Origin of the sequence: Mucilaginibacter sp. Bleaf8 (assembly GCF_018390515.1) — a bacterium.
GTDB lineage: Bacteria > Bacteroidota > Bacteroidia > Sphingobacteriales > Sphingobacteriaceae > Mucilaginibacter.
The window spans coordinates 598167-618192 of record NZ_JAHBBK010000002.1 but is presented as its reverse complement, the minus strand read 5'-3'; the positions used below and the strand labels follow the sequence as shown (position 1 = coordinate 618192).

Below are 20026 nucleotides of genomic sequence, written 5' to 3'. Positions count from 1 at the left end.
TCATTTAAACCTTACAATTAATGTTCGATATCAACAATATCCTTCGGGAAAATATAAAGAACCTAAAGCCCTACTCATCTGCACGGGATGAGTTTCAGGGCGAAGCCAGCGTGTATCTGGATGCCAATGAGAATGCATTTGGCTCGCCGCTTGAACAGGCCTACAACCGCTACCCCGACCCGCTGCAAATGCAGGTCAAAAAACGCCTGAGCGAAATTAAAAGCATTGCTCCGCAGAACATTTTCTTGGGCAACGGCAGCGATGAGGCCATAGACATCTTGTTCCGCAGCTTCTGCAACCCCGGTGCCAACAATGTGATATTGGTACCGCCCACCTATGGCATGTACGAGGTATCGGCCAATATCAATGATGTACAAACTAAAAAAGTAAACCTTACGCCTGATTATCAATTAAATGTAGCAGGCATATTGGCAGCAGTTGATAAGTATACTAAAATCATCTTTGTATGCTCGCCTAATAACCCCACCGGCAACGCAATAAACCGCAAGGATATTGAAACCCTTTTAACCGGCTTTAATGGCTTAGTGGTGGTTGACGAAGCTTATATCGACTTTAGCAGTGAACCAAGCTTTGTACAGGAGCTGGAAAAATATTCTAACCTTGTGATATTGCAAACCCTATCCAAAGCGTGGGGACTGGCGGGTTTACGTATGGGTATGGCCTTTGCCGGTGTGGATGTAATTAATGTGATGAACAAGGTAAAACCACCTTACAACATCAACGAAGCATCGCAACAGCTGGTTTTGCAGGCTTTGCAAAATACAGACCAGGTAAATGCCTGGGTACAGCAAACCCTTAGCGAACGCGAAAAGCTGGTGCAGGAGCTGAAAGAATTTGCTTTTGTGCAGCACATATACCCCTCGGATGCTAACTTTATTTTGGCAAAAACAACTGATGCAAAAGGCATTTATAACTACCTTGTTCAGCATGGCATCATCGTTCGCGATCGATCTAAGGTTGAACTTTGTGAAGGTGCACTGCGCATCACCATTGGTACGCCGCAAGAAAATGCAACCTTGGTTGAAAGGTTAAAGAATTTTTAAATGAGTACACCTAAAAAGATATTATTCATCGACCGCGATGGTACCCTGATTAAAGAACCGGCCGACCAGCAGATCGATTCGTTTCATAAGCTGGAGTTTTATCCGCATGCCTTGCAATACCTGCCCCGCATAGCTAAGGAGCTGGATTATGAACTGATTATGGTGAGCAACCAGGACGGCCTGGGCACCGTATCGCACCCCGATGAGAACTTTTGGCCGGTGCATAACCTCATCGTGCAAACCTTTGCCGGCGAGGGCGCCGTATTTGCCGAAACCTATATTGACCGTACTTTTGCAGCTGATAACGCCCCTACCCGTAAACCGGGAACCGGTATGCTGACTGCTTTTTTTGATACAGATAAGTATGATCTGGCCAACTCATTCGTAATAGGCGACCGCATGAACGATGTATTGCTGGCAAAAAACTTAGGCGCTAAAGCCATCTGGCTCAATAACCATTCTGGCTTGGGTATCCAGGAGTTTACCGAATCCGAAACGGCTGCTATTCAAAATACGGTAGCGCTCGAAACCACCGAGTGGCAAAAGGTGTACGAGTTTTTGAAAGTAGGCGAACGCGTAGTTGAACACCGCCGCACCACTAAAGAAACTGATATATACATTAACATCAACTTGGATGGTACAGGTGAGGCCAAAGTACAAACCGGCCTGCATTTTTTTGACCACATGTTGGATCAAATTGCCCGTCACGGCAGCATCGACCTGGAAATTATAGCCAAAGGCGATTTGCATATTGACGAACACCATACCATTGAGGATACCGGTATTGCCTTGGGCGAAGCCTTTGCCACTGCTTTAGGCAACAAACGCGGCATTGAACGCTATGGCTTTTGCCTGCCCATGGATGATTGCCTGGCCCAGGCGGCTATTGATTTCGGCGGCCGTAACTGGATTGTTTGGGAGGCCGAATTTAACCGCGAAAAAGTGGGTGACATGCCAACGGAGATGTTCTACCATTTCTTTAAATCGTTTACCGATGCGGCCAGGTGCAACCTCAACATCAAAGCAGAAGGCCACAACGAGCATCATAAAATTGAGGCTATCTTTAAAGCCTTTGCTAAAGCCATTAAAATGGCCGTTCGCCGTGATGTAAACAATATGGTTTTACCAAGTACTAAAGGAGTACTGTAAGTCACCCCGGAGGGGAAAAGAAACATGGAAATAAATGAACGCCCGGATTCAGAAATAGTATCCTCCTCTCCCTTTAGGGAGCCGGGGGGCATCGGCATTGTACGCTACGGTGCTGGTAATATCTTTTCGCTCACCTCTGCACTTGATCGCTTGGGACTGAGTTATGGCATGATACATACCAAGGCCGACTTTGATCAGTACGACCGGTATATTATTCCCGGTGTCGGTCACGCTGGTACGGCTATGAATAAGTTACAGCAAACCGGACTGGTACCTGCTATTAAAGCCTTGCAAAAACCTACCTTAGGCATTTGTGTGGGCATGCAACTGATGACGGCTTACTCAGAAGAAGGGGACGCGGATCTGCTGAACATTTTCCCGAATAAAACCCTGAAGTTTAAAGATAGCGACACCTACAAAGTACCGCACACAGGATGGAACCAGGTGTTTCAGGAAACCGAAAACCCGCTGTTTGCAGATATACCTACAGGCGCACACTTTTATTATGTGCATTCTTACTATATTGAGTACAACGATTTATACACTTTAGCATCAACTGATTATAGCCTAAAGTATTCGGCATCAATTTGGCATAACAATTTTTACGGCGTACAATTTCACCCCGAAAAATCGGGCGTGTACGGCGAAACCTTATTAAAAAACTTTTCAAACCTATAACGTCATGTATATTATCCCGGCCATCGACATTCTGAACAAAAAAGTAGTACGCCTGCGCGAGGGCGATTACCAGCAGGTAACGCAGTATGACGTAAGTTTAGAAGAAATGATTGAGCGTTACCAATCCAACGGTACTGAGCTCATTCACATTATCGACCTGAACGGTGCTAAGAGCGATTTTAGCAACCAGCAGTACTTGTTTGATGTGATCAAGAAAACGGACATGAAAATACAGTACGGCGGAGGTATACGCAGCATTGATAAAGTAAAAGAACTGACCGATGCTGGTATTTTCCGGGTAATTGTTGGCACCCAGGCTATCACCAATCCTACTTTTTTAGATGAGCTGAGCAAAACCATGTGCGGCGCTAACAAATGTTCTGACCAGATTGTGGTAGCCATTGATGTGCTCGACGAAGTGATCAAATACTCCGGCTGGATGGAAAGCTCCCCTATCAAATTAATGGATTATGTAGACAGGTGCCTGCAACTGGGCTTTTACCGCTTTTTGTGTACGGATATTAATAAAGATGGAAAAATGGGCGGCGCAGGTATCGACCTGTATAAAAAGCTGCTTGAGCATTCGCCATTCATCAAACTTATTGCCTCAGGTGGTGTAAGCTCTATGCAAGACATCGAGCAGTTAAGCAAAATTAAGGTAGAAAGCTGCGTAGTAGGTAAAGCCATATACGAAAACCGCATCACCATTGAAGATGTGAAGAACTGGAACTTGAACGCATTGACTACAATGTAAAAACTTGACAGTTGTCATTTCGAGTGCTAACGAGAAATCTTATACATGATACCTGCAATCAGCTAGGATCTCTCACTATCGTTCGAGATGACAATGATAATTGAATATTCGCTTTGCAAGAACAATTACAACATACAGATATGAATTTCCTCGCACGCGGGGGCCTTGCCAAACGCATTGTTCCGTGCCTGGACGTTAAAGACGGGCGCACGGTTAAAGGCGTTAACTTTGTGGACCTGCGCGATGCCGGCGACCCGGTTGAACTGGCCTGGAACTACTCGCAACAAGGTGCAGACGAACTGGTTTTCCTGGATATTACAGCCACGCATGAACGTCGTAAAACCATGGTGGAGCTGGTAAAATCGGTAGCCCGGCAAATCAACATACCATTCACCATTGGCGGCGGCATTAATGAAATTGCCGATGCCGATGCCTTGCTTAACGCCGGTGCTGACAAGATATCCATCAACTCCGCAGCCGTACGCAACCCCGCGCTGATTGATGAGCTGGCCAAAGCGTTCGGCGTTCAGTTTGTAATTGTAGCAGTTGATACCCGACAGGTAAATAACACCAATATTGTACACCTGAATGGTGGCCGTATTGCAACCGATAAAGAAACACTAAGCTGGATCAAAGAAGCTGAAAGCAGAGGAGCCGGCGAAATTTTGCTAACCTCGATGGATCATGACGGTACCAAAGCTGGCTTTGATAACCGCTTGTTAAAAACCGTGAATGATGCCGTACATATCCCTGTCATTGCATCGGGAGGTGCGGGCAACAGGCAACACTTTGTGGATGTATTTGAGCAAACCAATGTGGATGCTGCCCTGGCAGCTTCGGTATTCCACTACGGCGAAATACTGATACCGGATTTAAAAAGAACGTTGAAAGAGAACCACATAGAAGTGAGAATATAAAATTTAAATGGAAATAGATTTCACCAAATCGCCGGACGGACTTGTTCCGGTTGTGATACAGGACGAACAGACCCTGGAAGTTTTGATGCTGGGTTACATGAACCAGGAGGCATTTGATAAAACTATACAGGATAATATAGTTACCTTTTACTCGCGCTCCAAGAACCGCTTGTGGACCAAAGGCGAAACCAGCAACAACTTTTTGCATGTAAAAAGCATACATATAGATTGTGATAAGGATACCATTCTGATTAAAGCCAAGGCCGACGGCCCTACCTGTCACACCGGCGCGCGCAGCTGTTTTGAAACTACCTACAATCAGAACTTTATTTTAGAGCTGGAGAACGTTATTCAGGATCGATTTGATAATCCGCAAGAAGGATCTTACATCAATAAGCTTCGCCAGAAGGGTTTAAATAAGATTGCGCAAAAGGTTGGCGAAGAAGGCGTGGAAACCGTTATTGCTGCCCTTGCCGAAACAGAAACTGATCTCATCAATGAGGCTTCCGATCTGGTTTTTCACTTACTGGTATTATTACGCGCTAAAGGATTGAGCTTAGAAACTATTGCTAAAAATCTGGAGGGAAGACATGCCCCCCAGCCCCCTAAAGAGGGAGCTTAAAAAAGCAAGCCGTCTGTATGATGAATATCGTATATATTAAATTAACGAATAACACTCCCCCTTTAGGGGGCCGGGGGGCCTATGATTGTTGATAAAGCTTATGAACTAACCGGCCACGGCAACCCCATATTTTCGCTCGAGCTTTCTCAAAAGCCGGGCATCCTGTTTAGTGGTGGTAATGATAAAGGTTTGGTAGAATGGAGCCTTACCGAGCAGGCTTTTATTAAGGTGATGTTTCCGGTAAATACATCCATTTATGCAATACATTGCCCGGCCGGTTTTCCGCTAATGTTTGCAGGGCTGCGTAGCGGCGCCGTGCTGGTATATGATTTTATTCAGCAAAAGGTGATCAAAACGCTCGCGCATCACCGCAAGCCGATATTTGATATCAAGTCTGTTTCGGGTAAGCAAGAACTGCTGGTAGCAGCGGAAGACGGCACAGTAAGTATCTGGGGCCTGAACAGTTTAGAATTATTGCATAGCATCCATGTATCTTCTGATACGATCCGCAGTATCGGCATATCCCCTGATGAAAAGCAGGTTGCTTTTGGCTGCCGGGATAATAGTGTAAAGATTTACAGCCTGGAAGACTACTTGTTTATTCAGACACTGAGCGGACATACCATGGCAGTATTTACGGTGCAATATTCGCCCGATGGCAGCTACCTCGTATCAGGTGCCCGTGATGCACAGATAAAAGTATGGAATGCACATACACACGAACTAATACACCAGATACCGGCGCACATGTTTGCCGTTAATCATATCCTATTCCACCCTACCCTGCCTTACTTTGCATCGGCTAGTATGGATAAAAGCATTAAAATATGGGGAGCCGACGATTTTAAACTCTACAAGATTATCAGCAGAGAGAAAGGATATGCCAGTCACCAGCTGTCGGTTAATAAACTGGCATGGAATGGCAATCAGCTGCTTTCAACAGGTGATGATAAACGGATAATTGCCTGGGATATCAGCCCCGTCTAAACCTCTCCTGGTTTACGAGATTTTGAATTTCGTTTTACATAAGAAAAGCAGACTACTAAAAGCCTGCTTTTCTTATGCTTTCGCTCCTCGTCACAACAACATTTATTCGAAAGCCCTCCCTTCCGGGGAGGGTTGGGTGGGGCTTAAACGTTTAATAATCCGCAATTTATGTGTATGCTTCTTCATCTCCTCCGAGTAGATACCCTGATCGTCTATCCTGTCAATTTTCACGCGGCCAGATGCATGGATAATTTCCTCGTTGCTCAGCATAATGCCCACATGCACAATACAGCCTTCATCATTATCAAAAAAAGCTAAATCGCCAGGCTGCGCTGCGGTTAAAAAATCAACTGTTTTACCCTGCTCGGCCTGCATGCTGGCATCGCGCTTTAAAAACTGCCCATGCAGTTTAAACACCGCCTGGGTAAAGCCAGAACAATCAATACCAAAATGCGTACGCCCACCCCACAGGTATGGGCTGTTCAAATAACTACGGGCTGTTGTTATTAAATCATCTATAGTTTCTAAAGTATTGGTAAGCTGGTACGTTTCGCCGTTTATCTGGGCTTCATTTCCCTCCAGAAACGGCAACGTACTGCTCGCTGGCAAATACAACAAGCTTCCATCCGACTTTTTGATTACAGGAGTAGCAAACCAGCTAGCTAAGCTAACAGCCGATTGCTGCAGGGCAAGGTAGTCTTCATAATTCAACACGCTAACCTGCACGCGGCTTATCCAGCCTTCATAAGCATCATAAACAGTGATTACTTTTACCCATTTTTCCTGCCATTCAGTAATCTCATACGTTTCACCGAACAACAATTGTGATACCTGCTCGCTACGTTCGCTGGGTTCGGCCCGCATTGGGATAATAGCTAACTGACTGATACCGTAATTCATGTTGCTAAGTTATATTTTGTTTGGCTTAAACAAAAAAGGGATACAGCAGCTGTATCCCTTTTCAATATTATTTAACAGAAGCTTAACCTTCCATGTGCAGCCATTCTTTTTTGGCTATCAATTCTTCTTTACTTTCACGGATATCCTCATCGTCCACACAGCAGTCAACCGGACATACTGCAGCACACTGTGGCTCATCATGGAAACCTACACACTCTGTACACTTATCAGGTACAATGTAATATATATCGTCAGACAGGGCAGCTTGTGCTTCCTCAGCGTTCAGCGTGTTGCCATCGCCAAAATCAATAACACCTTTCAGCTCCGTACCATCCGAAAAACGCCATGAAGCGCCGGCATCGTAAATGGCATTGTTTGGGCATTCAGGTTCACAAGCTCCGCAGTTTATACATTCATCGGTGATTTTAATCGCCATAGCTCAATATCTTATATTCTGATTAACTTTGTCTTTTAATAATAAGGACTGCAAAGATAACAAAAAAATGCTTTGCAGGTTTATAATTACTTATACATACAATGTCAGTTCAAAGTAAATCATCTATAATAAATACGCTGGTACAGTTAGGCCATCAACTAACATCGCCCGATGAAACCCTGGCACGGCTTATCCAGACCGAAAGCCACCACAATGCCTGGTTTACGCCCGAAAGCGTTGAGCAAGCCGTAACAGCCGCCGGTGCAGCGCTAAATGAAAATACGCTGACCCAGTGGCTGGACAAATACCACTTTACAGATTCAGAACCTAAAAAAATTGGTTTGATACTTGCGGGCAACATTCCATTAGTAGGCTTTCATGACGTTTTGTGTGTGCTGATATCGGGCAATATAGCGCTCATCAAAGCATCATCACAAGATGCCCGCCTTATTAAATATGTGCTGCAGTTGTTGGTTAATTTAGATGGCAGTTTTGCCGACAAATTCCAATTTGTAGAACGGCTGCAGGGCTTTGATGCCGTAATAGCAACCGGCAGCAATAATACTTCCCGGTATTTCGAGTACTATTTTGGCAAAGTACCCCACATTATCCGTAAAAACCGCAATAGCATTGCCCTGCTTACGGGTAACGAAACCACTGAGCAGCTGCACGAATTGGGTAAAGATATTTTTGCTTATTACGGCTTGGGCTGCCGTAATGTGTCCAAAGCATTTGTACCCAAAGGATACAATTTTGTATCGCTGTTTGAAGCAATTGAAAGCTACAATGAAGTGGCCAACCACCATAAGTACCATAACAATTACGATTATAACAAGTCAATTTACCTGGTAAACAGCGACAAGCATTATGACAACGGCTTTTTATTGGTAAAACAGGACGAGCGGCTGGCCTCGCCACTGGCCGTGTTGTTTTACGAGGAATATGACAACCTGCAGGCCGTACAGGCCAAACTGACAGAGCAAAGCGACCAGATACAATGTATTGTGAGCGCGGCCGATTTGAAGGTGCCTAACCAGGTAGTAAGCTTTGGCCAAAGCCAACAGCCTGCCCTGTGGGATTATGCCGACGGTGTAGATACGATGCAATTTTTGTCAAATCTTTAAATTAACGCTACTTTTGAACGGCATGTATATTATCAAAGTAAAAGGCGTTGCCAAAATACCCGACTACGTACAGCTGCGCGATGATAAATTCACGCTGCTGGCTTATTTCAGGGTTGATCGTCCGGATAAATCACTGGATAAAGTTGGCCTGGGCGACAAAGCCGATTACATTATGGGATTGGTTAAAGACCTGCCCTTCGGACAAATATTAAAACTTGAACTGTAAACTGAAATGATCGGAAACTCCATTATAAAACTGCAAAGCGTTGATATTTTTCAGCAAAAGCACCTGGTACTGTCGGATGTTAATCTGCATATCGATAAGGGCGATTTTGTGTGGCTCATCGGCCAAACCGGATCGGGCAAGAGTAGCTTGCTGAAAGTGATTTATGGAGATTTAAATATTACAACGGGTGAGGGCCATGCAGGCGGCTATGATTTAAAAAAATTGGCCACCAAAGATATCCCTTACCTACGCAGAAAACTCGGCATTGTATTTCAGGATTTTCAGTTGCTTACCGATCGCACCATTGAACAAAACCTACTGTTTGTAATGCGGGCCACCGGCTGGAAAGACAAAAAGCTGATGGACGAAAAGGTGCGTGATGTGCTCGAAAAAGTAGGTTTACGCTCTAAAATCAAAAAAATGCCGCATGAAATATCCGGTGGTGAGCAGCAACGTGTGGTTATAGCCCGTGCCTTGATCAACGACCCGGAAATTATCCTGGCCGATGAACCAACCGGTAACCTTGATCCTGACACTTCGGAAGAGATTGTGATGCTGCTGAAACAGATCAGCCTATCGGGCACGGCGGTAGTTGTGGCTACACACGATTATCATATAATCCGTGCATTCCCTTCGCGTATCATCAAATGCGAATCGGGCAAGGTATTGGAAGATGTGCAGATAGGATAATGAGTTGTGTGTTGTCAGTTGTATGTTGTTGGTATTGTGATGATACAATTTAAACTAAACAAATCACAGCAACTGACAATCCTTGTAAAGCCTTCTTTTCTGACAACTGACAACACATAACTGACAACTCAAAGACAAATCTACCAGTTTTATTAGAACTCACTGACAGCCTGACTGCTTTGCAGCCGTGGCAAGGAACTTGATTTGCACTATTATCATGAACTTTAAAGACATGTTTAACAATAAGAAGAAACAAGACGCGCAATCATCAGAAGATTTGAACGACGTGAATACAGAAAATACAAACAACGCTCCTGAGCAGGAAGAAAACCCATTGGCCGACGAGCTGAACGCCAATGAGCCGGTTGAATCAGCAGAACTATCAACCGAAAGCAAATTAAAAGAAGATTTAGCGCAGGCTAATGATAAATATTTGCGCTTATACGCTGAGTTTGATAACTTTAAGCGTCGTACCACCAAAGAGCGTGTTGAATTACTGCAAACTGCAGGTAAAGAAGTAATTGTATCCTTGTTGCCGGTTCTGGACGATTTTGAGCGTGCCATTAAAGCCATGGAAAACGCCGCTGATGTTACTGCTGTGAAAGAAGGTGTTACGCTGGTGCAAAATAAACTGAAAGGCATCCTGAAACAAAAAGGCTTAAAGGAAATGGAATCTAAAGGAACTACCTTTGATGCCGATATTCATGAAGCGATTACCAACATACCCGCTCCGACCGATGATTTGAAAGGAAAAGTGGTAGATGAACTGGAAAAAGGTTATTACCTGAATGACAAAGTAGTACGCTTTGCTAAGGTGGTAGTAGGCGCGTAAGTTAGAGAATAAGTAATTAGGTTATTTAGTTATCGGTGTTTGATTGACAGCAGAATGTGCTTCCTTATTAACCTGATAGCTCAATAATATAATAACCAAAATATTATGGCAAAAAGAGATTATTACGATATACTGGGTGTGTCGCGCGGCGCCAGTGAAGATGAGATAAAGAAGGCATACCGTAAAATGGCCATCAAATATCACCCGGATAAAAACCCAGGCGATAAGGCTGCTGAGGAGTCTTTCAAAGAAGCAGCCGAAGCTTACGAGGTATTAAGCAAGCCCGACAAGCGCCAACGGTATGACCAGTTTGGTCATGCGGCCAACGCGCAATCGGCCAACGGTGGCGGCTATGGCGGCGGCGGCATGAATATGGACGACATATTCAGCCAGTTTGGCGATATATTTGGCGGCGGCGGCAGTCCGTTCGAAAGCTTTTTTGGCGGCGGTGGTGGCCGTCAGCAAGGTGGCCGCAGGGTGGCACGCGGCAGCAACCTGCGTATCAAAGTGCGCTTAACGTTAGAGGAGATTGCCAACGGCGTTGAGAAAAAAATAAAAGTAAACAAACAGGTACTATGTAAAACCTGCGATGGTACCGGTGCAAAAGATCAATCATCTTTCTCTACCTGTAAAACCTGTGGTGGCTCGGGTGCAGTGCGCCGGGTAACCAATACCATTTTGGGCCAGATGCAAACTACCAGCACCTGCCCTACCTGTAACGGCGAAGGCTCAACCATTACCTCAAAATGTAATGTGTGCCATGGCGATGGCGTAGTGCGTGGCGAAGAGACCATCAGCATCAACATCCCTGCCGGTGTAAGCGAAGGCATGCAACTGAGCATGAGCGGTAAAGGTAATGCAGCCCCACGTGGCGGCGTACCGGGCGATCTGATTATTCTGATTGAGGAAGTACCGCACGAAACGCTGAAACGCGATGGCAACAACGTGATTTACGATCTGCATATCAACTTTGTGGATGCAGCTTTAGGTACCAGCATCGAAGTGCCTACTATTGATGGCAAGGCTAAAATTAAAATTGAGCCGGGCACCCAAGGTGGTAAAGTATTGCGCTTAAAAGGCAAAGGTGTGCCCGAGGTGAACTCCTACCACCGTGGCGACCAATTGGTGCACATCAACATCTGGACACCAAAGGCACTGAGCCGCGAGGAACGCGAAACACTAGAGAAATTACAAAACTCGCCTAACTTTAAACCCAACCCGGGCAAAAATGAAAAAAGCTTTTTTGAACGGATGAAGGAGTATTTTGAGTAAGCGTTTTTGAATCTATTTAAAGCCCGAAGTTATTACCTTCGGGCTTTTTCATTTTTATATTAGTACATTCACGCTTATAACCACAAACCTATTTACTTATGAAATCATGGTCCGTAGCAGCACTGATTTTTTTGATACTAACCTGCATTCATGCACTATCTATAGTTGTTGTTAGTGCCTGGAGTATTCTGCATTTAAATTATTTTGATGAGTTAGAAAACTTTGGTTTTAATCTCATTGCGCCGATTACATATATTACAAGCACCCTATTTATAGCAGCAGTTCTTTACCACATAAAAGAAAGTATCTGGCGTGTAGTTGCTTTTGTAATGCCGGCATTATTATTAATACTGTATCTGGCTATAACAAAAGCTGGCATAACTGATTATACCATATGGAACGTTGTGGGCTATATTAACTTAGTAACCGTTATTTATTTAACTATACAAAGCTTTTTGATCAAGAATCAGCAACTATCTGCAGGCTTCCGGCTGTTTGCTATTTTAACATTGGCAGAAAGTTTTGTTAACATGATTATCCCTTATGTAACGGCCAAACTCGCATTACCAATAGAATATGTGAGATATATGGTGCTCATCTCTTTATTTCCGATTGCAGCTGAAATTTACTTACTAACGCTCATTTATCAGTACTTCGAGCGGAACTCTTATCAGGAAAAATTTAATTACAAAGAGCCACTGTAACATTATACCATAATCTGTATCTATTACACATAACTTATTTTAACCGTATCTATTCAGCAAATACCACATGTTAAGCATACGCAATATCGTAAAGCAATACGCCGGGCATACGGCGCTGAGCGGCGTGAGTTTGGAAATTGCCGACGGGCAAATATTTGGCCTATTAGGACCAAACGGCGCCGGTAAAACCTCCCTCATCCGCATCATCAACCAAATTACCGCACCCGATTCAGGCGAAATCTATTTCGCTGGCGAAAAATTAAACCAATCGCACATAGAGCGTATTGGTTACATGCCCGAAGAACGTGGTTTGTACAAAAAGATGGAAATCGGCGAGCAGATCGTTTACCTGGCGCGCCTTAAGGGCCTGAGCCATGCCGAAGCTACACGCCGTATTAAATACTGGTTCGAAAAATTACAGATCGAAAACTGGTGGAACAAAAAGGTAGAGGAACTATCAAAAGGTATGCAGCAAAAGGCCCAATTCATAGCTACCGTATTACACGAGCCAGACTTAATTATTTTAGATGAGCCATTCAGTGGCTTTGACCCGGTAAATGCCGACTTGATTAAGAACGAAATACTGGAGTTGAACAGCAAGGGGGCTACCATACTGTTTTCAACCCACCGTATGGAATCGGTTGAGGAACTGTGCGATTCAATTGCGCTGATCAACAAATCCAAGAAAATATTAGATGGCCGCATACGCGATATACGCAATTCCTACCGCAGCAATACTTATCTAATTGAGTACACCGGCCAAAAAATTGACTTTACCGGGCAGCAACCTTTTACCCTGCTCGATGAAATTGCCACCGAGAACAGCTATACCATTCGCATTAAACTTAATGAAGGCATCACCTCAAACGATGTGCTGCAATACCTGATTCCGCAAGTACATATCAATTTGCTGCAAGAGGTTATCCCGAGTGTTAATGAAATTTTTATTCAGAAAGTAAACCAAATCAGCTAATACTATGAACAAAGTTTTCCTCATCATACAACGAGAGTATATTTCGCGCGTTCGCAAAAAAGCTTTTTTGGTAACGGTATTTTTGGTACCCGCCCTGGTGTTGGCAATGTACGCCGTAATGTACCTCATCTACAAAAACACCAGCGACCTAAATACGGCCCGCACCGTAAAGGTAATTGACGAAACAGGTAGCTTTATCCAAAAGTTTAAGGATAAAAAGGATATCAAGTTCCAAAATATTAAACAACCATTGGCCGCAGCCAGGAAGGATTTAAAACAACACCCGGACGATCTGATACTTTACATCCCTGCCAATTATGGCGCTAAGGATACTGTTCAGGTATTATCAACCAAAAAGCCGAGCATGCGGGTAAACATCGAGATTGAGCGGCAGATGAACGATATTGCTACCAACAACAACATGATAGCAAAAGGCATAGATACAGCCACCTTACGCAACATTCAAAGCGATATCAGCATTAACGCCAAAGAAGTGACAGACAAGGGCGACAAGGATTCGGACATTACCACACTTTATTATGTAGGCGTGGCAGGTGCTATACTCATTTACCTTTCACTTATTATTTATGGCGGCCAGGTAATGCGCGGCGTTGCCGAAGAGAAGAGCAACCGCATTATTGAGGTAATTGTATCGTCGGTAAAACCGTTTCAACTAATGCTGGGCAAAATTATTGGGGTAGCGCTGGTAAGCTTAACACAGTTTATTCTGTGGATTATCCTTTCCATCGCTGTAAGCTTTATTGCCAATAAATATTTCAATGCGCCGCAAAGCCCCATGTTGGGTTTCCTGAGCACTATGAAAACTATTCCGTTGGGGCAAATTGTGGGCTACTTCCTGTTCTACTTCCTAAGCGGCTTTTTGCTGTATAGTGCCCTGTTTGCAGCTGTAGGCTCGGCAGTGGATAGTGAAACTGAAACGCAGCAATTTATGTTCCCGATTACTTTGCCCCTGCTGTTTACCTACCTTATATCGGTAACCTTTTTGGCTCAAAACCCGGATAGTAGTTTGGCTTTCTGGCTGTCGGTTATACCATTCACTGCACCGGTAGCCATGATGGTGCGTATGCCGTTCGATCCGCCGGGATGGCAATTGGCCATATCCATGAGCATGATGGTGATCGGCTTTATATTCACCACCTGGATTGCAGCACGCATTTACCGTGTTGGTATTTTAATGTATGGCAAAAAAGCAAGTTTTGGTGAGCTGGTTAAATGGTTCTTTTATAAAGAGTAAGCAGATTCACGTCTACACATAACAACATAATCGTTGCAGATGCACCAAACATTTGCAACGATTTTTTATTTTAGAGGCATGAATAACCCTGTTGCCGTTATGGACCTCGGCACCAATACATTTCATTTACTGATTGCCCAACCCAATGCTCAAAACTTTTTCACGGAGGTTTTGCACGATTATGTGGCTGTAAAGCTGGGCGAAGGCGGTATTCAGGAAGGTGTTATTAAACCCGAAGCTTACCAGCGCGGGTTGGATGCCATGCAACGGTTTCATATACAAATGCAACAGCATGGCGTAACTAGTATGCGTGCCATTGCTACATCCGCCATGCGCAATGCCGCCAACGGACCACAGTTTATGGAAGATGTTGCCTCCCGAACAGGTATCCATATCGAAACGATAACTGGTGATACCGAGGCCGGCTACATTTATCAGGGGGTTAAATCCTCGGGCTGTATGCCTGCTGATGATACCAGCTTAATAATGGATATAGGCGGCGGTAGCGTAGAATTTATCTTAGGCAATCAGCAACAGGTTATCTGGAAGCAAAGCTTTGAAATTGGTGCGGCGCGTTTAATGCACCGCTTTCATCAAACAGATCCGATGCCGCAAAGCGCCGTTCAGGAATTGTACGATTACCTGGATAGTGCTTTGCGTGATCTTTTTATAGCAGTGGCGGCGTACCCCACCACCTGCCTTATCGGCTCGTCGGGTGCGTTCGAAACCTTTGCCTGTTTAGTTGAATTGCAAAAGGGTAATCCATTCGATTTGAAAGCTTTTCAATCCTACCGGTTTAATAGCACCGAGCTACTTACCATTACGCAACAACTCATTCAATCTTCACATGCTGAACGTGCGGCTATGCCGGGCATAATTCCGGTGCGGGTAGATATGATTGTGGTAGCATCTGTTATCACCCAGTTTATTATTGATAGATTGAATATTAAGAATGTGGTAATGAGCACTTACGCGCTAAAAGAAGGCGTGCTGGCCGAGCTGTTTAAACAATAGCAGCGGCAATTAAATAGCAGTATTTATTATTGGTAACAACCTTTTGCCAGCAAAGCTTGTTACCATTACATGAACACATTCATTGAAGTTACTGACAGAAACGGCCGTCCGGCTTTGATCAATCCGCGCAATATTACATCGGTAGTAATTTATACCGAGCCCGAGGAGGAAGTACATATCTACGTTATCGGCGACCGTGACTCGTTTGTAAGGGTAAAGGAAACTTACGAAGAAGTAAAACGCAAAATTGCTGCAGTTACCGGCGGCATGATAGGCTGATATACTATAATTACAAAGTGCTTGTCATGTTAAGTGATAGCGGGGGAAACTTGTGCGAACGACAGATTGGGCGTATAATATATCCCGCTATCGTTCGAGATGAAAAGACCTGCCGGGTGTACCACTTTTAAAGTGGTACAAAGCGGAACAAACCGGTACACGCCGGTACAGGTGGTACACTTTGGTACACCCAAAATACCTCTTGCAGCACGCAGAGGCCGTTCAAAAAAAGTGGTACACCTTGGAACACCCGGAACACTTTGGTACAGGTATTTATACTCGTGAGACAATCTTGTCAGTACCAGTAACAGGTTTTAAATACTGTACTTCAACTATTTAAAAACAGTCGTACAACCCTTACTTCCTTCCCCCATCTCACCGCTCTCTACTTCTTATCATCGCTCCTCACACCTCATTCCCGCTCTCCTTCTCAAAATCACATTTTATAAACAAATCCGTCGTGGGCCGATTTTTTTCTTATTTTTGCATCCCGTACACATACAATTGGTTTCGGCATATTTAGCCGCGACCGGATGCAGCAAAATCATATGACTAAGTATATATTTGTTACGGGCGGCGTTACCTCGTCGTTAGGGAAAGGTATTATTTCAGCCTCACTGGCTAAACTTCTTCAGGCTCGCGGTTACCGCGTTACCATCCAAAAGTTCGACCCTTATATCAACATCGATCCGGGAACCCTGAATCCATACGAACATGGCGAATGCTATGTTACCGAGGATGGTGCCGAAACCGATTTGGATTTGGGCCACTACGAGCGTTTCCTGAACACACCCACATCGCAGGCTAATAACATCACTACCGGCCGTGTGTACCAAAACGTAATTAACAAAGAGCGCGAAGGTGCATTTTTGGGCAAAACCGTACAGGTAGTACCGCATATTACCGACGAGATTAAACACAATTTCAAAATTTTGGGCGAGAGCGGCAATTACGACATCGTAATCACCGAAATTGGCGGTACTGTAGGCGATATCGAATCATTACCGTTTGTGGAAGCTGTAAGGCAGTTCCGTTGGGAAGTGGGTTCAAACAACTCGCTGGTTATTCACTTAACTTTGGTTCCGTTCCTGGCTGCAGCCGGCGAATTAAAAACCAAGCCAACCCAACACTCGGTGAAAATGTTGCTGGAATACGGTATACAGCCTGATATTCTGGTTTGCCGCACTGAGCACCACTTAAGCCAGGAAATCCGCAAAAAGGTAGCACAATTCTGTAACGTAAATATCAATGCCGTTATTGAATCAATTGATGCCCCTACCATTTATGATGTACCCCTGCTGATGCTGAAAGAGCAGCTGGATAAAACCGTGCTGACCAAGCTAAAGCTGCCAAACAAAAATGAACCGGATCTGGAAAGCTGGAAAGACTTTTTAGGCCGTTTAAAAAACCCTACTGCCGAAGTGCGCATTGGCCTGGTAGGTAAATATGTAGAGCTACCGGATGCTTATAAATCCATCACCGAAGCCTTTATACATGCCGGTGCTAAAAACGAGTGTAAAGTACGTGTAGAGTACATTCACTCCGAGCAGTTAACGCCCGAAAATGCAATTGACCGCCTGCGCGGCTTACATGGCGTACTGGTAGCACCAGGCTTTGGCCAGCGTGGCTTTGAGGGTAAAATTGAAGCCATCCGCTACGTTCGCGAAAATAATATTCCATTCTTCGGCATCTGTTTAGGCATGCAATGTGCCGTGGTTGAATATGGCCGTCATGTACTGCACCTTGATGCAGCCAATAGCGTGGAGATGGATGGCCATACCACCTACCCGGTAATCAGCATGATGGAAGAGCAGAAAAACATTACTACCAAGGGCGGTACAATGCGCCTGGGTGCTTATCCGTGCGATTTGAAAAAAGGCAGCAAAGCTTTTTCTATTTATGGTAAAACCCACATCACCGAGCGCCACCGCCACCGCTATGAGTTTAACAACGAGTACTTAAAGCAATATGAAGAGGCCGGCATGATTCCATCGGGCATCAACCCCGAGAATGGTTTGGTTGAGATTGTAGAGCTAAAGAATCACCCGTTCTTTGTCGGTTCGCAATTCCACCCCGAATTAAAATCAACAGTTGATAATCCGCATCCACTTTTTGTTAACTTTGTTGCTGCTTCGCTGGCGTATGCCCGCAAAAACTAATTTTTGTACGATAAATAAATAATGGATAAGAACACATTCACGGGGTTATTCCTGATTTTGGTGATTCTGGTTGGCTCATTCTTTTTGATGAAACCATCGGCCGATGAGTTGAAGAAAGAGCAGCAAAAACAACATCAGGATTCCCTGAAAAGAGCAGGCATTAAGCCTGCCCCTGCTGCCGCCAAGGCAGACACTGTAAACAAAGCACCTGTTGTAGATTCGGCTGCATTGAAAGGGCCGTTCGGCGCTGCAACCACAGGCAGCGAAAACCTGGTTACACTTGAAAACAAAGATATCCGCGTAAAGCTGAGCTCTCGTGGCGGCCGTGTATATTCGGTAGAACTGAAAGAGTTTAAAACTTTCGACAAAAAGCCGCTGCTGTTGTTTGACGGTACCAACAACCACTTTGGCTTTAAATTTAACGTTGGCAACAAACCATTTGATACCAACAACCTGTACTTTACCCAGGCAACGCCCGATGTAAAAGTAACTGGTACCGACTCAAGCGCAGTAACTTTGCGCCTGAGCTACAGCCCTACCCAATACATCGATTATACCTATACCTTAGGTGCTGCCGGTTACAAACTGGGCTTTACCGTTAAAACAACCGGTTTGGATAATGTTATCGGTACAGGTAATGCAATCAACATCAACTGGGCTGCTACCCTGCGTAAACAGGAAAAAGATATGGCTCAGGAACGTCAGTATTCATCGGTATACTACAAAAACCTGGATGATGATGTAGACAACCTGAATGCAACCAAAGATGACAGCAAGCAAATTGCCGATCAAAAGCTGCAATGGGTATCATTCAAGCAGCACTTTTTCTCGAACGTACTGATTGCTAAACAGGGTTTTGAAAAAGCAAGCATGGCTGTAAGCACTGATGTGAATTCACAAACAGACATTAAGCAAATGCGTGCCGACCTTACCCTGCTACGCGATGCAAACGGCACTTACCCAATGGAGTTTTACTTTGGTCCGAACCGTTTCAGCACACTGAAGAAACAAGGTTACAGCTTAGAAAAACAAATTGATTTGGGCTGGGGTCCGTTAAAGTTCATTAACCGTTTTGCAGTAATTCCGGTATTCAACTTTTTACAGCAATTTGGCTGGAACATGGGTTTAATTATCCTGGTGCTTACTATTTTGCTTAAACTGGTATTATCTCCGCTTACCTACAAATCATACCTCAGCATGGCTAAAATGCGGGTACTGAAGCCGGAGATGGATGAGATTAAGACAAAAGTAGGCGAAGAGAATCCTACCCTGCTGCAACAGGAATACATGAAATTGTATCGCCAGGCTGGTGTGAATCCGTTAGGCGGTTGTTTGCCATTATTGCTGCAAATGCCTATCGTAATTGCCTTCCTGCGCTTTTTCCCAAGCTTGTTTGAGCTGCGTGGCCAAAGCTTTTTGTGGATGAAGGATTTATCGACTTACGATGCCTTTATCAATTTTGGCTTTACGTTGCCTTTCCTGGGCGATCACCTGAGCTTAATGTGTGTACTGATGACTATTTCAACCATCATTTACACTTATTTTAACAACCAGGTTTCGGGTGCTACTGGCCAAATGAAATATATCGGTTATATTACACCGATCATGTTCCTGGGTTATCTGAACAGCTACCCTGCCGGTTTGAACTATTATTACTTTTTGGCCAACATGTTAACCTTTGCCCAGCAGTTCCTGATCCGTCAGCTGGTGGACGACTCGAAGATACATGCCAAAATACAAGAGAATAAAAAGAAACCTGAAGATCCTAAAAAGAAAAAATCAGGTTTCCAGGCTAAGCTTGAAGAAATGATGCGCCAGCAACAAGTGCAGCAACAAAAGAAAAAGTAAGCCTCAATATTTTACAAAAAAGCCTCTTTGCATATCTATGCAAAGAGGCTTTTTTGTTTAGAAGCAATTTTAGTACCCGAACACATTGTCTTTTTGGGCGGTAGCGAAGCAATCATTCCATGCGATGAGATTGCCACGTCGCT

22 protein-coding genes are annotated in these 20026 nt (G+C 44.4%); 20 read left to right on the top strand and 2 right to left on the bottom strand.

Features of this window, described 5'->3' with window-relative positions; genetic code table 11:
- Window positions 1–20 precede the first annotated feature (20 nt).
- The 7 genes from hisC (at window position 21) to KHS38_RS11330 (ending at window position 6171) form a co-directional block, all read left to right on the top strand.
- Entirely contained in the window at window positions 21–1064 is a 1044-nt protein-coding gene (hisC, locus tag KHS38_RS11360) for a histidinol-phosphate transaminase (protein WP_213488663.1), read from the top strand.
- Window positions 1065–2213, top strand: a complete 1149-nt coding sequence (gene hisB, locus KHS38_RS11355; RefSeq protein ID WP_213488662.1) for a bifunctional histidinol-phosphatase/imidazoleglycerol-phosphate dehydratase HisB — start codon at window positions 1065–1067, stop codon at window positions 2211–2213.
- Window positions 2214–2237: 24 nt separating this feature from the next.
- Window positions 2238–2891, top strand: a complete 654-nt coding sequence (gene hisH, locus KHS38_RS11350) for an imidazole glycerol phosphate synthase subunit HisH (protein WP_213488661.1) — start codon at window positions 2238–2240, stop codon at window positions 2889–2891.
- Window positions 2892–2895: 4 nt separating this feature from the next.
- Entirely contained in the window at window positions 2896–3645 is a 750-nt protein-coding gene (locus KHS38_RS11345; RefSeq protein WP_213488660.1) for a 1-(5-phosphoribosyl)-5-[(5-phosphoribosylamino)methylideneamino]imidazole-4-carboxamide isomerase, read from the top strand.
- Window positions 3646–3785: 140 nt separating this feature from the next.
- Window positions 3786–4562, top strand: coding sequence for an imidazole glycerol phosphate synthase subunit HisF (gene hisF, locus KHS38_RS11340; protein WP_213488659.1), 777 nt, complete (start codon window positions 3786–3788; stop codon window positions 4560–4562).
- 7 nt (window positions 4563–4569) lie between these two features.
- A complete protein-coding gene (gene hisIE, locus KHS38_RS11335; RefSeq protein ID WP_213488658.1) occupies window positions 4570–5184 on the top strand; it encodes a bifunctional phosphoribosyl-AMP cyclohydrolase/phosphoribosyl-ATP diphosphatase HisIE in 615 nt (204 codons plus the stop codon).
- Between the two features lie 81 nt (window positions 5185–5265).
- The gene (locus tag KHS38_RS11330) at window positions 5266–6171 is read left to right on the top strand and encodes a WD40 repeat domain-containing protein (RefSeq protein WP_213488657.1); all 906 of its coding nucleotides are present in this window, start codon (window positions 5266–5268) and stop codon (window positions 6169–6171) included.
- A gap of 102 nt (window positions 6172–6273) precedes the next feature.
- Here the strand turns inward: KHS38_RS11330 and KHS38_RS11325 are convergent, their stop codons facing one another.
- Complete coding sequence (locus KHS38_RS11325) at window positions 6274–7071, bottom strand: C40 family peptidase (protein ID WP_213488656.1); 798 nt, start codon at window positions 7069–7071, stop codon at window positions 6274–6276.
- 82 nt (window positions 7072–7153) lie between these two features.
- Window positions 7154–7507, bottom strand: coding sequence for a 4Fe-4S dicluster domain-containing protein (locus KHS38_RS11320; protein WP_213488655.1), 354 nt, complete (start codon window positions 7505–7507; stop codon window positions 7154–7156).
- Between the two features lie 101 nt (window positions 7508–7608).
- Between KHS38_RS11320 and KHS38_RS11315 the strand changes: the two genes are divergently transcribed.
- The 13 genes from KHS38_RS11315 (at window position 7609) to yidC (ending at window position 19883) form a co-directional block, all read left to right on the top strand.
- The gene (locus KHS38_RS11315; RefSeq protein ID WP_213488654.1) at window positions 7609–8631 is read left to right on the top strand and encodes an acyl-CoA reductase; all 1023 of its coding nucleotides are present in this window, start codon (window positions 7609–7611) and stop codon (window positions 8629–8631) included.
- A 22-nt stretch (window positions 8632–8653) separates the two neighbouring features.
- Window positions 8654–8857, top strand: a complete 204-nt coding sequence (locus KHS38_RS11310) for a fructose-6-phosphate aldolase (protein WP_213488653.1) — start codon at window positions 8654–8656, stop codon at window positions 8855–8857.
- Window positions 8858–8863: 6 nt separating this feature from the next.
- Window positions 8864–9547, top strand: coding sequence for a cell division ATP-binding protein FtsE (locus KHS38_RS11305; RefSeq protein ID WP_213488652.1), 684 nt, complete (start codon window positions 8864–8866; stop codon window positions 9545–9547).
- Between the two features lie 217 nt (window positions 9548–9764).
- Window positions 9765–10379 carry a nucleotide exchange factor GrpE gene (locus KHS38_RS11300; protein ID WP_502887930.1) on the top strand — a complete coding sequence of 205 codons (615 nt, stop codon included), beginning with the start codon at window positions 9765–9767 and terminating at the stop codon, window positions 10377–10379.
- Window positions 10380–10484: 105 nt separating this feature from the next.
- The gene (dnaJ, locus tag KHS38_RS11295) at window positions 10485–11651 is read left to right on the top strand and encodes a molecular chaperone DnaJ (protein ID WP_213488651.1); all 1167 of its coding nucleotides are present in this window, start codon (window positions 10485–10487) and stop codon (window positions 11649–11651) included.
- A 98-nt stretch (window positions 11652–11749) separates the two neighbouring features.
- Entirely contained in the window at window positions 11750–12355 is a 606-nt protein-coding gene (locus tag KHS38_RS11290; protein ID WP_213488650.1) for a hypothetical protein, read from the top strand.
- Between the two features lie 67 nt (window positions 12356–12422).
- The gene (locus KHS38_RS11285) at window positions 12423–13328 is read left to right on the top strand and encodes an ABC transporter ATP-binding protein (RefSeq protein ID WP_213488649.1); all 906 of its coding nucleotides are present in this window, start codon (window positions 12423–12425) and stop codon (window positions 13326–13328) included.
- A 4-nt stretch (window positions 13329–13332) separates the two neighbouring features.
- Entirely contained in the window at window positions 13333–14583 is a 1251-nt protein-coding gene (locus KHS38_RS11280; RefSeq protein WP_213488648.1) for an ABC transporter permease, read from the top strand.
- 78 nt (window positions 14584–14661) lie between these two features.
- Complete coding sequence (locus KHS38_RS11275; RefSeq protein WP_213488647.1) at window positions 14662–15597, top strand: Ppx/GppA phosphatase family protein; 936 nt, start codon at window positions 14662–14664, stop codon at window positions 15595–15597.
- Window positions 15598–15666: 69 nt separating this feature from the next.
- Window positions 15667–15876 carry a hypothetical protein gene (locus KHS38_RS11270; protein ID WP_213488646.1) on the top strand — a complete coding sequence of 70 codons (210 nt, stop codon included), beginning with the start codon at window positions 15667–15669 and terminating at the stop codon, window positions 15874–15876.
- Between the two features lie 99 nt (window positions 15877–15975).
- Entirely contained in the window at window positions 15976–16161 is a 186-nt protein-coding gene (locus tag KHS38_RS11265; protein ID WP_213488645.1) for a hypothetical protein, read from the top strand.
- A gap of 263 nt (window positions 16162–16424) precedes the next feature.
- A complete protein-coding gene (gene pyrG / locus KHS38_RS11260) occupies window positions 16425–18035 on the top strand; it encodes a CTP synthase (RefSeq protein ID WP_213488644.1) in 1611 nt (536 codons plus the stop codon).
- Window positions 18036–18056: 21 nt separating this feature from the next.
- On the top strand, window positions 18057–19883 hold the full coding sequence (yidC, locus tag KHS38_RS11255; protein ID WP_213488643.1) for a membrane protein insertase YidC: 1827 nt from the start codon (window positions 18057–18059) through the stop codon (window positions 19881–19883).
- The last annotated feature ends 143 nt before the right edge of the window (window positions 19884–20026 follow it).

Bases quoted from the DNA above. Each gene is read 5' to 3' on its own strand.
- hisC (WP_213488663.1), top strand. From the start codon at position 21: ATGTTCGATATCAACAATATCCTTCGGGAAAATATAAAGAACCTAAAG.
- hisB (WP_213488662.1), top strand. From the start codon at position 1,065: ATGAGTACACCTAAAAAGATATTATTCATCGACCGCGATGGTACCCTG.
- hisH (WP_213488661.1), top strand. From the start codon at position 2,238: ATGGAAATAAATGAACGCCCGGATTCAGAAATAGTATCCTCCTCTCCC.
- KHS38_RS11345 (WP_213488660.1), top strand. From the start codon at position 2,896: ATGTATATTATCCCGGCCATCGACATTCTGAACAAAAAAGTAGTACGC.
- hisF (WP_213488659.1), top strand. From the start codon at position 3,786: ATGAATTTCCTCGCACGCGGGGGCCTTGCCAAACGCATTGTTCCGTGC.
- hisIE (WP_213488658.1), top strand. From the start codon at position 4,570: ATGGAAATAGATTTCACCAAATCGCCGGACGGACTTGTTCCGGTTGTG.
- KHS38_RS11330 (WP_213488657.1), top strand. From the start codon at position 5,266: ATGATTGTTGATAAAGCTTATGAACTAACCGGCCACGGCAACCCCATA.
- KHS38_RS11325 (WP_213488656.1), bottom strand. From the start codon at position 7,071: ATGAATTACGGTATCAGTCAGTTAGCTATTATCCCAATGCGGGCCGAA.
- KHS38_RS11320 (WP_213488655.1), bottom strand. From the start codon at position 7,507: ATGGCGATTAAAATCACCGATGAATGTATAAACTGCGGAGCTTGTGAA.
- KHS38_RS11315 (WP_213488654.1), top strand. From the start codon at position 7,609: ATGTCAGTTCAAAGTAAATCATCTATAATAAATACGCTGGTACAGTTA.
- KHS38_RS11310 (WP_213488653.1), top strand. From the start codon at position 8,654: ATGTATATTATCAAAGTAAAAGGCGTTGCCAAAATACCCGACTACGTA.
- KHS38_RS11305 (WP_213488652.1), top strand. From the start codon at position 8,864: ATGATCGGAAACTCCATTATAAAACTGCAAAGCGTTGATATTTTTCAG.
- KHS38_RS11300 (WP_502887930.1), top strand. From the start codon at position 9,765: ATGAACTTTAAAGACATGTTTAACAATAAGAAGAAACAAGACGCGCAA.
- dnaJ (WP_213488651.1), top strand. From the start codon at position 10,485: ATGGCAAAAAGAGATTATTACGATATACTGGGTGTGTCGCGCGGCGCC.
- KHS38_RS11290 (WP_213488650.1), top strand. From the start codon at position 11,750: ATGAAATCATGGTCCGTAGCAGCACTGATTTTTTTGATACTAACCTGC.
- KHS38_RS11285 (WP_213488649.1), top strand. From the start codon at position 12,423: ATGTTAAGCATACGCAATATCGTAAAGCAATACGCCGGGCATACGGCG.
- KHS38_RS11280 (WP_213488648.1), top strand. From the start codon at position 13,333: ATGAACAAAGTTTTCCTCATCATACAACGAGAGTATATTTCGCGCGTT.
- KHS38_RS11275 (WP_213488647.1), top strand. From the start codon at position 14,662: ATGAATAACCCTGTTGCCGTTATGGACCTCGGCACCAATACATTTCAT.
- KHS38_RS11270 (WP_213488646.1), top strand. From the start codon at position 15,667: ATGAACACATTCATTGAAGTTACTGACAGAAACGGCCGTCCGGCTTTG.
- KHS38_RS11265 (WP_213488645.1), top strand. From the start codon at position 15,976: ATGAAAAGACCTGCCGGGTGTACCACTTTTAAAGTGGTACAAAGCGGA.
- pyrG (WP_213488644.1), top strand. From the start codon at position 16,425: ATGACTAAGTATATATTTGTTACGGGCGGCGTTACCTCGTCGTTAGGG.
- yidC (WP_213488643.1), top strand. From the start codon at position 18,057: ATGGATAAGAACACATTCACGGGGTTATTCCTGATTTTGGTGATTCTG.